At 36.3% G+C, this 12,086-nt stretch carries 10 protein-coding genes and 1 pseudogene; 9 read left to right on the plus strand and 2 right to left on the minus strand.

Going from position 1 to position 12,086, the window contains the following annotated elements:
* Nucleotides 1-13: 13 nt before the first annotated feature.
* The 6 genes from K3248_RS08070 (at nucleotide 14) to K3248_RS09090 (ending at nucleotide 6,928) form a co-directional block, all read left to right on the plus strand.
* Nucleotides 14-1,417, plus strand: a complete 1,404-nt coding sequence (locus tag K3248_RS08070; RefSeq protein ID WP_371875524.1) for a glutamine synthetase family protein — start codon at nucleotides 14-16, stop codon at nucleotides 1,415-1,417.
* Nucleotides 1,418-1,428: 11 nt separating this feature from the next.
* Nucleotides 1,429-2,712 carry an NAD(P)/FAD-dependent oxidoreductase gene (locus K3248_RS08075; RefSeq protein ID WP_220717841.1) on the plus strand — a complete coding sequence of 428 codons (1,284 nt, stop codon included), beginning with the start codon at nucleotides 1,429-1,431 and terminating at the stop codon, nucleotides 2,710-2,712.
* Between the two features lie 117 nt (nucleotides 2,713-2,829).
* Nucleotides 2,830-4,305 (plus strand): glucose-6-phosphate dehydrogenase, encoded by a 1,476-nt coding sequence (gene zwf, locus K3248_RS08080; protein WP_220717842.1) that lies wholly within the window; start codon nucleotides 2,830-2,832, stop codon nucleotides 4,303-4,305.
* Nucleotides 4,306-4,315: 10 nt separating this feature from the next.
* Nucleotides 4,316-5,074 carry a 6-phosphogluconolactonase gene (gene pgl / locus K3248_RS08085; RefSeq protein ID WP_220717843.1) on the plus strand — a complete coding sequence of 253 codons (759 nt, stop codon included), beginning with the start codon at nucleotides 4,316-4,318 and terminating at the stop codon, nucleotides 5,072-5,074.
* Between the two features lie 1,058 nt (nucleotides 5,075-6,132).
* The gene (locus tag K3248_RS09085; protein WP_308765663.1) at nucleotides 6,133-6,489 is read left to right on the plus strand and encodes a dihydroxy-acid dehydratase domain-containing protein; all 357 of its coding nucleotides are present in this window, start codon (nucleotides 6,133-6,135) and stop codon (nucleotides 6,487-6,489) included.
* A gap of 199 nt (nucleotides 6,490-6,688) precedes the next feature.
* Nucleotides 6,689-6,928 (plus strand): hypothetical protein, encoded by a 240-nt coding sequence (locus K3248_RS09090; RefSeq protein ID WP_308765664.1) that lies wholly within the window; start codon nucleotides 6,689-6,691, stop codon nucleotides 6,926-6,928.
* A gap of 55 nt (nucleotides 6,929-6,983) precedes the next feature.
* On the opposite strand, the gene folD is transcribed toward K3248_RS09090, so the two are convergent.
* On the minus strand, nucleotides 6,984-7,883 hold the full coding sequence (gene folD / locus K3248_RS08095) for a bifunctional methylenetetrahydrofolate dehydrogenase/methenyltetrahydrofolate cyclohydrolase FolD (RefSeq protein ID WP_220717844.1): 900 nt from the start codon (nucleotides 7,881-7,883) through the stop codon (nucleotides 6,984-6,986).
* Nucleotides 7,884-8,201: 318 nt separating this feature from the next.
* Here folD and K3248_RS09215 point away from each other — a divergent pair.
* Nucleotides 8,202-8,860 (plus strand): annotated as a pseudogene (locus tag K3248_RS09215) (AsmA family protein); the annotation flags it as partial.
* Between the two features lie 363 nt (nucleotides 8,861-9,223).
* Here the strand turns inward: K3248_RS09215 and K3248_RS08105 are convergent.
* Entirely contained in the window at nucleotides 9,224-9,364 is a 141-nt protein-coding gene (locus K3248_RS08105; RefSeq protein ID WP_220717846.1) for a hypothetical protein, read from the minus strand.
* Between the two features lie 229 nt (nucleotides 9,365-9,593).
* On the opposite strand from K3248_RS08105, the gene K3248_RS08110 reads away from it, so the two are divergent.
* Nucleotides 9,594-10,337, plus strand: a complete 744-nt coding sequence (locus K3248_RS08110; protein ID WP_220717847.1) for a 16S rRNA (uracil(1498)-N(3))-methyltransferase — start codon at nucleotides 9,594-9,596, stop codon at nucleotides 10,335-10,337.
* Nucleotides 10,338-10,407: 70 nt separating this feature from the next.
* Entirely contained in the window at nucleotides 10,408-11,781 is a 1,374-nt protein-coding gene (locus K3248_RS08115) for a glutamate--cysteine ligase (protein WP_220717848.1), read from the plus strand.
* Nucleotides 11,782-12,086 lie beyond the last annotated feature (305 nt).

Raw genomic sequence — 12,086 nt, forward strand, 5'->3', positions numbered from 1 at the left:
GAAAGTGGTAAAAATGGATAATACAGATTCTAGACCTGTTTCTAATTTTCTCAAAAATTTACGTGGCGTAAAAAATTGGGAGCAAGTTTCGCAGTGGCTTACTTTCCGTAATGTAGAAGATATTGAGTGTATTACCCCTGATCAGGCAGGTGTGCCACGGGGTAAGATGATGCTTTCTAAAAAGTTTACATCAGAGACGTCACTAGCATTACCTTCGGGAATTTTTATGACAACAATTTCAGGAGATTACCCTGAAGATGGTCGTGGTTTTGAATATCCCAAAACAGATGGTGACCTCCGCCTTGAGCCTGATCTGTCTACGTTAAGTATTGTTCCATGGGAAGACGCTCCTACGGCACAAGTAATTTGTGATCTTGTATATCAAAATGGGCAGTTTGTTGATTATACGCCTCGCAATGTTTTACGAAAAGTAATTAATTTTTATACAGAAATGGGGTTAAAACCCGTTGTTTCACCAGAAATTGAGTTTTATTTTGTAGAAAAAAATCCTGATCCTGATTACCCTTTAGTTCCTCCAGTTGGTCGTTCAGGACGTTCAATTGGTGGAGGGCAAGGATATTCAATTGCTGGTGTAAATGAATTTGATGATTTAATTGATGATATTTATCAATTTTCGGAAGCGCAAGGGTTAGAAATTGATACGCTTATTCATGAGGAAGGGGCCGGTCAGTTTGAAATCAATTTACGTCATGGTGATCCAATCGAATTGGCTGATCAAGTTTTTATGTTTAAAAGGACAATCCGCGAAGCAGCATTGAAACATAATATGTATGCAACTTTTATGGCTAAACCCATTCAAGGACAGCCAGGATCTGCTATGCATATTCATCAATCAGTTGTTGATAAGAAAACGGGTATGAACATTTTTACACAGAAAGATGATGAAGAAAGTATCTATTTTCGTCATTTTATTGGTGGTTTACAAAGACATATGGCGGGAGTACTGGTAATGCTTGCTCCTTATGTGAATTCTTATCGACGCCTCATGCCTGATATTTCTGCTCCTGTTAACTTACGATGGGGATATGATAATCGTACGACAGCTTTTCGTGTACCTCGTTCTGCACCCCAAGGGCGTCGTGTTGAAAATAGATTGCCTTCATCGGATGCTAATCCTTATTTAGCACTTGCTGCTTCTCTTGCTTGTGGTCTCATTGGATTACAAAAAAAGCTTCAACCCGATGAACCAACGATAGATAATGTGAATACTGCAAATATTGAGTTACCGCGTGGACTCATTGAAGCTGTTAACTTATTTGAACAAGATACTGAAATACGTGCTATTCTAGGAGATGTCTTTATAAGCACATATGCTGCAATAAAACGGCAAGAGTTTGAAACTTTTATGGAAGTGATTAGCCCATGGGAACGGGAATATCTCTTGCTTAATGTTTGAGGTTTATCACGATGATTGGCTCTAATCCGATTTCTCCAGGAGTTTCTTGGTATGAAGATACCCTAGAAGAGCGTCCTTTTTATCCGTTTTTTTGTGAACAAAAACAAAGTAATGTCGTTATTATTGGAGGTGGATTTACAGGGCTTTCAGCGGCGTATCATTTAGCAAAGGCGGGTGTGAGTGTTGTTTTGTTGGAAGCTTCACGTTTTGGCGATGGTGCTTCAGGGCGCAATGGTGGGCAATTAGGAACAGGACAACGACAATGGGTGGAAACATTAGAAAAAAAATATGGTTTTGAACGAAGCAAGCTATTGTTTAATTTGGCTGAAGAGGCCAAACGCGATATCTTATCATGGTGTGCTATGCCTGATTGTCAGTGTGATTTTAGAATAGGACAGCTTTCCGTATTCCATAAAAAATGTGAGGTAGAAGCTTATCAACGACATGTTGAAACGATGCAACGTTATGGGTACTGTGGTCTTACTTTTATGAATAGATCTGAAACAGTAAGGCGGCTTGGATCATCTTTTTATTATGGTGGTATTTATGATGCAAACACTGGCCATATAAATCCTTTAAAGTTAGTTGTTTGGTTGGCAAAACAAGCAAAAAATGCAGGTGCTAAACTTTATGAGAAGACACCGGTAACGACAGTAAAGCGTGAAGGTTCTCATTGGAGAGTGATAACGCAGCAAGGTAATATAGCGACGGAGCATATTTTATTGGCAACTAATGCTTATAAGCTTGGACTTCAACATTTTGTTGAGAAAAATATTGTTTCTATTCGCTCTTATATTGGAGCAACCGATCCCTTACCAAAGCATAGCGCGATTCTTTCGGAAGGTGAATCGGTAGATGATTCTCGTTTTATGGTTCGCTATTTTCGTAAAAGCATTGATAATCGTTTATTATTTGGCGGAGTAGAGAGTTACGATAATAAGAATCCTGTAAATTTAAATGAACGTGTACGACAACAAATTATTGAAATTTATCCATATCTAAAGCCTATAAACCTGACACATTGTTGGGGTGCAACGGTTGGCATAACAGTTGAGCGTATGCCTTATGTTCGTCAACTTTTTCCTGGTTTGACTTATTGTGGTGGTTATTCAGGGCATGGCGTTATGCTTGCCCCTTTTATAGGGAAATTATATTCTGAATGGTTAACTGGTAAGCATGAGCGTTTTGCATATTTTCAGGAATTAAAGATTTCCTCCTTTCCAGGAGGACGGATTTTACGTTATCCGCTTGTATTTTTAGCAATGCATTGGTTTTCCTTGATGGATCGTTTTTAGTTAAACATTGTGTGAAATAAAGAAAATAAATAGTTTCTTTAGTCTTGGTTTGTTTTAATAAATAAAGCTTCTACAAGTGTTCAGCTTTCATCATCGAAAGGAAAAATAAACAAATTCATGATGCGTAAGATTACTCCTGTTTCTTCCTTCAATTGTGTTATTTTTGGTGGCAATAGTGATTTGGCATCACGCAAACTTCTCCCTGCTTTGTATCATTGTCAGTGTGTGGGGCAATTTAGCGAGCCAACGCGTATTATTGGGGCTTCTCGTTCTGCATGGAGTAATGAAGAATATAAAAATTTTGTTTTGGCTTCTTTAGAAAAACATGTCCATCCCAAAGACCTCAATCACATAGAACTCAATCGTTTTCTTGCGCGCTTAACTTATATTTCGATTGATATTGCTTCAAGTAGAGGATGGAAAGAGTTAGCACTCTTATTATCAAAAGATTCAGCTGATATTAGAGTGTTTTATTTGGCTGTCAGTTCTTCTCTATTTCATGAAATTGCAGTAAAGTTGAGGCAAAAAGGACTGGTAACGCAAAAAACACGAATTGTCATTGAAAAACCAATTGGCAGTAATGTAAAAACAGCAGCAAAACTTAATGATACGTTTGCTACAGCCTTTGACGAAAATCAAATTTTCCGCATTGATCACTATCTTGGGAAGGAGACGGTTCAAAATTTGATGGCGTTAAGGTTTGTGAATACACTCTATGAACCTTTATGGAATTCCAATTATATTGATCATGTTCAGATAACGGTTGCTGAATCTTTAGGATTAGAGGGGCGTACAGAATATTATGATAGTACAGGTGCATTACGCGATATGGTACAAAATCATATACTACAATTGCTTTGTTTGATTGCTATGGAAATCCCCTTTAACAACAGTGCAAATGCTGTGCGTGATGAAAAACTAAAAGTATTGCGTTCTTTAACCCCCATCGATATTCATAATGTAGAGCAAAATACAGTGCGTGGGCAATATCTTGCTGGTATATCAGGTGGTGTGCCTGTAAAATCCTATCTTGATGATTTAGGAAAAAAGGCGAGTAGGAGCGAAACATTTGTGGCGCTTAAGGTTAAGATTAATAATTGGCGTTGGGCAGATACGCCTTTCTATTTACGAACTGGTAAGCGTATGTTTACGCGAATGTCTGAAGTTGTTGTGTTTTTCAAACCTATCCCCCATAATATTTTTGAAATAGGTTCGGATAAAATCTTTTCTAATAGGCTTGTTATTCGTCTCCAGCCCGATGAGGGGGTAAAACAATGGTTGATGATTAAGGATCCAAGCTCTGGTGGTATGCGTTTTCGTCATATTCCATTAGATATGAGTTTTGCGTCTACTTTTTTTGAACGGCATCCTGACGCTTATGAGCGTTTATTAATGGATGTTATTCGTGGAGACCAAACATTGTTTATGCGTCGTGATGAGGTTGAGGCTGCTTGGCGTTGGATTGATCCGATTCTTGAGGGGTGGGAGGCAATAAAACAGCCTGTTGATGGTTATATTGCTGGTTCATGGGGACCATCTTCTGCAATGATTTTGATGGAACGTGACGGGCGTATATGGAATAATTTAGTTTAGAGCGATAAGTATGTATGAAATGAATATAGACCGTTTAGATTTTGAAACGCCTGCCGCTTTAGCTTCGGCATTAGCTGATCGTGTAGCAGCAGAGCTTAGTGTATCTGTTCTTGAGCGTAAGCGCGCTATTTTAGCCGTTTCTGGTGGTAAAACACCAGAACGTTTTTTCCATTATTTATCAAAAGCTGATATTGATTGGCAAAATATTATTATTACTTTGGTTGATGAACGTTTTGTCCCAGCGCACCATGAACGTTCTAATGAACATATGGTACGGCGTCATTTGTTACAAAATTTTGCGGCTAAAGCGCATTTTGTAGGATTATATCATAAGGCAATTACTGTTGAGCTTGCTGCTTTTTCAGCCGCTAGTCGTATCAATACTTTACCTAGACCCTTTGATGTTATTGTTTTAGGGATGGGAGTTGATGGACATACTGCTTCCTTTTTTCCTGATGCTGATCGTTTGAAGCAAGCACTTGATCTTCAAACACAAGCACTTGTTTTACCTCTTCATGCCAAAAGTGCTGTTGAACCAAGACTTACACTAACTTTGCCTGTCATAATGCAATCTCGTTGCATTATTCTTCATATTGAAGGTTTTCAAAAGCGCGATTGTTTTGAAGAGGTTTGTCAAGATGGATCTGAAATGAAAATGCCTATCAGGGCAGTTTTGCGCAATGCTCATCATCTTGTTCAGGTTTATTGGTCGCCAGAAGAAAATGAAATAGAATGTGAAACGAGTAAAGTAGATAAGCAATCTTTCTAATACATGATGGAGTTGTTTCAATGCAAAGGGAGCAATAAAAGAGCATTTTCTAAGACAGTTTCTGTGGTTACACGAAGGGGTTATGAAGGTTCTTTACTGACGTGAGAATTATTTAATCTGTATTGCTAAAGCACAAAAAATCGTCCTAAGCGGAATTTTTTAAGATGTGCTAATCAAGCTGTATGGATTTGCTGCCTGTTGTCAAATAGACAAAGAACGTTTGAAGAGAAATATCGTTGAGAATATTGGTATTATCACAGCCTATAATGATATTCTTTCAGCACATAAACCTTTTAAATTTTTTCTTATGCTTCATAAAGGAAGGTGCTTGTACGGTTAGTGGTATAGCACAAGTGGTAGAGGAACCCGCAATATGTGATGGTGTTATATAAGGGAATACAGGGAGGGAATTCTCTCTTTTGCCACATGAAATAACCGCAATGGCGATAGCTATAGGCTTATCACACGATATATTTGATGCTGCACTATATCTTTGGGGTATATGATAAAATTACACTTGGTTTGGTGATTGGGCACTCACATTTGGTTATTGACTAGAAGTTTTAATACTTGCTGGTTCTATGACAAGTGGTCAAGGAAACGATGAAAAAGTGAAGATACGCCAACTTTACGCGGAAAATAAAATAGATCGCCCAATATTACGAGAATCAGAATCACTCTCTTATCATGGGCCAGAAACCTATATATTTTGTGGTACAACTAACGCAAATCAGATGATATGAGAGATGATGGGGCTTCATATGCCGAGAAGCTCTTTTAATAATAAAAATATGCTTTTGTGTTATCCTTTAATAAAGTAAGCGACTAAGCGTGCTCTTAAAATGACAGCTCTTAGTAGTGATTGTAGGCCATTTGGTAAGATTATTGATGAGTACTCTTTTGTGAAGCTATTGTAGGATTAAATGTAACAGGAGAATCTACCAATCATGTAATTCATTTGATTTCTACGGCCGTTGCTTGTGGTGTTCTATGAACATGGCATTATATTGTAAAACTTTATCGATTCTTTTCTTTTAACACGGATTTATCCGAATGGTTTGGCGAATATAAATCATTTTCATGCTGCTGGTAGTATGGGATTTGTTACTCCAAAACTTATGGAGGTAGGTTTAGCTCATGAAGATATTTGTACAATTTTTGGTGAAGATCTCACTGCTTATGCGATTAAAGAAAGACTTTATACTGATAATTGTGTGGTGCATGAACCTGCTCTCAGAAAGAGTGGTCATCATACGGTATTAGTAAGGTGGAGAAAATCATTTCAGTCTGATAGTGGTGTTTGTATTTTATCTAGAGATTTGGATGCGGATATTATGAAAGTTTCAGCTGTGAAGCTTAAACATTTGCAGATCAAAGAATCCGTCTTTGTCTTTAATGATAAAGAAGAACTCTAAGAAGCTTTGAAAAGCTAGAACTTTGCATGATAAAATTTTATCGTGGTTATTCGTTATCAAGGGTCAAAAGCAAATGGTATGCTAAAATTTCATAAACGAACAACAGTTTTATGAGTTTTATAAGATCGAGGGTAAAAGTAGTATGATAACGGATGCTCGTCAATCGGGCACATCAGGATAAATTCTCCTTGCAATCCATGTGACACCAAAGGTTTCCGATAATGGTTCGATTGCACGTCTACAAGATGGTGATGTTGTTTACATTGATTCATATATGGATAAATTCACTATTTTAGAGGATTTCGTAAAATTTAATGTACAAGCAATCATATTATTTGATCTTTCAAATAATGAATACGGTGTTGGGCACGCATTTTTTCATATTTTTCGTCAATCTGTGAATCATGCAGATCAAGGAGCGTCCATTTTTATGGCATAAGAAAACAACGAGCAAGAAAAAGATAATACATGTGCAATGAGCATGTATAAAGTCTTTAAAGTTTTGGTACAGGAAGGTTATGTAATCGAGCCGCAGCTTTAAGCGTATTAACCATGAGCATAGCAATAGTCATAGGTCCAACGCCTCCTGGAACAGGGGTAATAGCAGCAGCTTTTTCTTTTATTTCTTCAAAATCAACGTCACCCACAAGACGTGTTTTCCCTACACCTTTTTCTGGAGCAGCAATACGATTAATACCAACATCAATAACAATGGCGCCATTTTTAACCCAGTCTTTTTTAATCATTTGTGGACGTCCTACAGCTGCTACTAAGATATCAGCGCTACGACATACATCATCAAGGTCACGGGTACGACTGTGGGCAATCGTCACAGTAGCATTAGCGGCTGTTAAGAGAGCCGCCATCGGCCTTCCGACAATATTAGAGCGTCCAACAACAACAGCATCAAGACCCGATAAATCTGGTCCGCATTGTTGTTCAATCATTATCATGGCACCAGCTGGTGTACAGGGAATGATAGCATCTTCAAGAACATTGGCTGCAAGTTTTCCTATATTGATATAATGAAAACCATCAACATCTTTTTGGAAAGCAACGGCTTGGGTGATGCGATTTGTATTTATGTGTTCGGGGAGAGGAAGTTGTACTAAAATACCGTGAATTTTAGGATCAGAGTTTAATGATGCAATGAGTTGGAGGAGTTCTTTTTCTTGAGTTTCTTTGGAAAGCATATGTTTGATAGAAAAAAAACCACATTCTTCAGCTTTTTTACTCTTTGATGAGACATATACTTGACTTGCAGGGTCATCTCCAACAATGATAACCGCGATACCTGGTTGTATCTTATAATTATTGTAGAGTTTTTTTGTTTCAGCCTTAACTTTTATAATCATCTCTTCAGCGAGTTTTTTTCCGTCTATAATATTCTTCATGAGAGAGATCCTTTCGGGTAGGGCTATTTATTTTTTTGTAAAGCATTTTTTGACAATACAATAGAGCTTTATAAAAATATTCATATGGGAATGGTAAGAATGGTTTGAGAGTATTATATATGTGATACCTTTTAACAGACCTTAAAATAATTCTTTTGTAAAGAAGTAGAAATATTATTGTTTGAATAAACTTTAAATAAGAAAAAAAATAATGAAATTATTAAATGAGATATGGCGAATTTTGAGATTATAAGAATTTCTTTAATGATCATTTAGCTTTACTTTTAATCTGTTGTGTAGGTGAAAGTATAGAGGAAGATTGTATACGCAAAAATTATAAAATTTTTGAGCGTAATTTTTCTCATAATTATTTTTTTGTCTGGGGTGAGTATTCTTGCATTATCTTATCTTGTGTCTACAGATGCAATTCGTATTTGTTTAGCGTAGGATTTGAGTGTGTGAACTGGTTATAATATACAATGACGTAATCCATCACAATTATATCTTTTTCCTTATCCTAAAGCGTTACTTTAACATCAAAAGTTGAGCATACTGTATCATTTATGGAAGCTGAAGCAATAGAAATTGATTTATCTTTGATAAATCTTTTGTGGGGATATATTATTTTTTCAGAAACATGAATTATACATCCACAATTCGTAATGAAAAAGCCCATTAAAATAATGACGGATTTTTTTGATAATTTTTTTCGTTCATAAGGGGCATTAAGATTAGGGATATGTAATGCACGTGAAATATTAAAGCATCAATCTGAACAGCCAGATAGGGAGCGCTTTTTGAAACAACTTTTTGAGAGAGTTATCGTTAGAACTAGTATGTTTGTATATCATGGTCATCTTTCGGGAGCTGTAGAAAAAATAACAGGATTAAATGTAATTTTAGATTGGTCAGAATCGATGCAGGAAATGCGGTTTCGTACTGATATTCGTTGGCGGGGAGAGTTTACAAAATTTTCAGGTAGTATGGTAAATGGAATAGAATCATTGATACGCACGTCAGATTGGCATCTCCCTTTTCAGGGAGATATTGTATCTGCTTTTACATGGGGATAACAAAACTAATTTACATTGCAGGCACAATTACGAAAAAGCCATAGCTCAAAAACTTTCTGTAAGGTAAAGATGTTTCTGTCTGGTTAAAAGTGTGACAGCACATTTTGCTTTTTCTCTGAATGCTAAAGGACAAAATTGTGACAATTTGGAGGTTAAAAAATATAGATATAAATTAATTATTTTTCTTTATGATTAGCAAAAAATTGAGCAAATCACTTAAAATACCGCGTTTATATCAAGCTTTAAGCATACACTGGTAAATATTTACTAAAACTTGGAAGAAATACCATAACCATCTTCAGCAACTGTATGTTTTCCATCTGCTCCAACAGAACCAATTCCCACAGTAATCAGAATGAAAGTTAGAAGAGCCGTAATAGTAATAATTGTAGCTTTTTTAGCAGACATACCTTCCCTCCAGTCACATGGCTAATCACTGAATGCAATAACAAATTGTTACAAAGTTATAAGATAAACAGAATCGCTTAAGGTCCCATTTGTTCCCAATATATCTCATAAAGCTAAAAAAATTCTATATTTCTTTGCAAGTTATAGCTTTGTAGATATAATTTTTCCTTTTTGTTATATATTCTTGTCATTTTTTTGGTAATTATAGCTAACTTTGGCACAATTTTTTATGCGCATAAATTATAAACTTAAAAGATTATTTATTAGACAGCCACTTGCTTTGAATGAAGAAATAAAGATAGAAGGCTCACAAGCTTCTTATCTTATGCATGTTTTGCGGATGCACGAAGGAGCTGAAATTTTACTTTTTAATGGACAGGATGGTGAATGGCTTGCTAAACTCATTCACATTAAGAAAAAATTTGTTATAGTTCAGCTTATCCGTCAAGAAAGATTGCAAACGACGCCTTCAAATCTCATTTATTGTTTTGCTTTACTTAAAAACGCGCGTTTGGATTATATGGTGCAAAAAGCTGTAGAAATGGGGGTATCGGTTTTGCAGCCTATTATAACACATCACACACAAGTTACACGTGTCAATATGGCGCGTATGGAAGCTAATGTTATTGAAGCTTCTGAGCAATGCGGCATTTTATCCTTACCTATATGCCGATCTGTTGTTTCATTAGCGGAGCTTTTAGCACGTTGGGATGAGACACAGCCTTTGTTTTTTTGTGATGAAACGCATAAGCCACATAGTCCATTACCTCTTTTAAAAAAATATAAAATATCGATGCCAAGTGTTCTCATTGGACCAGAAGGAGGATTTAGTAATGAGGAGCAAAACCTTTTAAAAAAATATTCTTTTGTAATTCCGATCTCTTTGGGGCCGCGTATTTTACGTGCTGATACTGCAGCTGTAGCTGCTTTGGCTCTTCTTAATGCGACCATAGGGGATTGGGCAATTGATTAAGAAGTATTTAAAATCATTTTGAATAATTGATTTCAAATAATAGCACTAATAAGTGAGGATATAATAGGTTATGGCGCTTGATATAACGGATGATAGTAAAATTGATAACTTAGATTCTTTGGTGAGTTATTTTCAAGGAGGATGCAAAGCCGAAGATGATTGGCGTATCGGAACAGAACATGAAAAGTTTCCGTTTTATAAAGATGATTTTCGTCCTGTCCCTTATGAAGGTGCGAGGGGGATTCGCACAATTTTAGAGGGAATGCAAAGCGCTCTAGGATGGAAGCCTATTTTAGATGAAGGAAATATTATTGGGTTGGTAGAATCCTCTGGTCAAGGTGCTATTTCTTTGGAGCCTGGTGGGCAATTTGAATTATCTGGTGCACAGCTCAAGACAATTGGCCATACTTATTGTGAGGTGATGGAGCATCTAGCTATTCTCAAAAAAATTTCAGAGCCATTAGGTATTGGTTTCCTTGGTATTGGAGCTAGTCCGAAGTGGACTTTAGCTGAAACACCACGGATGCCTAAGTCACGCTATCAGATTATGGCCGATTATATGCCAAAAGTTGGACATAATGGTCTTAATATGATGTACCGTACATCAACAGTTCAGGTTAATCTGGATTTTTCATCTGAAACGGATATGCGCCGAAAAATGCAAGTATCAATGAAATTGCAATCCATTGTCACGGCATTATTTGCTAGTTCACCTTTTACTGAAGGACGCCCAAATGGTTTTTTGTCTTGGCGTTCTGAAATCTGGCGCGATACCGATAATCAGAGAACAGGAGTTCTTCCTTTTATATTTTCTGAACATTTTGGTTTTGCTGATTATGTTGAATGGGCACTGGATGTACCAATGTATTTCGTTGTACGTGATGGTCGTTACCATGATTGTACACATATAACTTTTCGTCAGTTTATGAATGGAGCATTAAGAGGCCAGGTGACAAATGCAACACCAAATATGGGAGATTGGATTAATCATCTCTCAACATTATTTCCAGAAGTACGCTTAAAACGATTTTTAGAAATGAGAGGTGCTGATTGCGGTTCTTGGAAGCGTATTTGTGCATTATCGGCATTTTGGGTTGGACTTCTTTATGATAGTGAAGCACTTAATGAGGCAGAGGCTTTAACAAAAGATTGGTGTTTTAAAGAAGTTTTAGATATGCGTGAACATGTTCCAAAAGAAGGGTTAAGAACACCTTTTCGGCAGACTATAATTTTAGAACTAGCGCGTCAAGTTATTGCTATTTCGCGCAAAGGTTTAAAAAATCGCAGACAATATGATGCAGACGGTTGTGATGAGACAAATTTTCTTACGCCCTTGGAAGAGGTTGTTGCTATAGGACAAACAGATGCTGATAAATTTTTATCTCGTTACTATTCTATCTGGGGGGAAACTGTAGAGCCTATTTTTTCAGAATGTGCTTATTAAATTTATAAAAAAGCAACACTTTTTCTAAGAAAATGCATATTACGATGCTTTTATTATAAGAGTATAATTTTTTAGTACTAATAAAGCTAAATTGATTGCATAATGTTTCTCAATTCTCTAAATTTCTATTTTTGCTTTATTTATAGGCTTTTAAAGCTCCATATTTTATGGGGTTTAATAAAGCGCATGATACTAATTTAAATTGTTTATCTTAGAATATCTAAATAAGATTTGGCTAGACGATAAAGCAATGAATGTTCATAATATTAAGATTATTTTATTTATTTACAACAGTTATATAAGTA

Origin of the sequence: Bartonella raoultii (assembly GCF_019659805.1) — a bacterium.
GTDB lineage: Bacteria > Pseudomonadota > Alphaproteobacteria > Rhizobiales > Rhizobiaceae > Bartonella > Bartonella raoultii.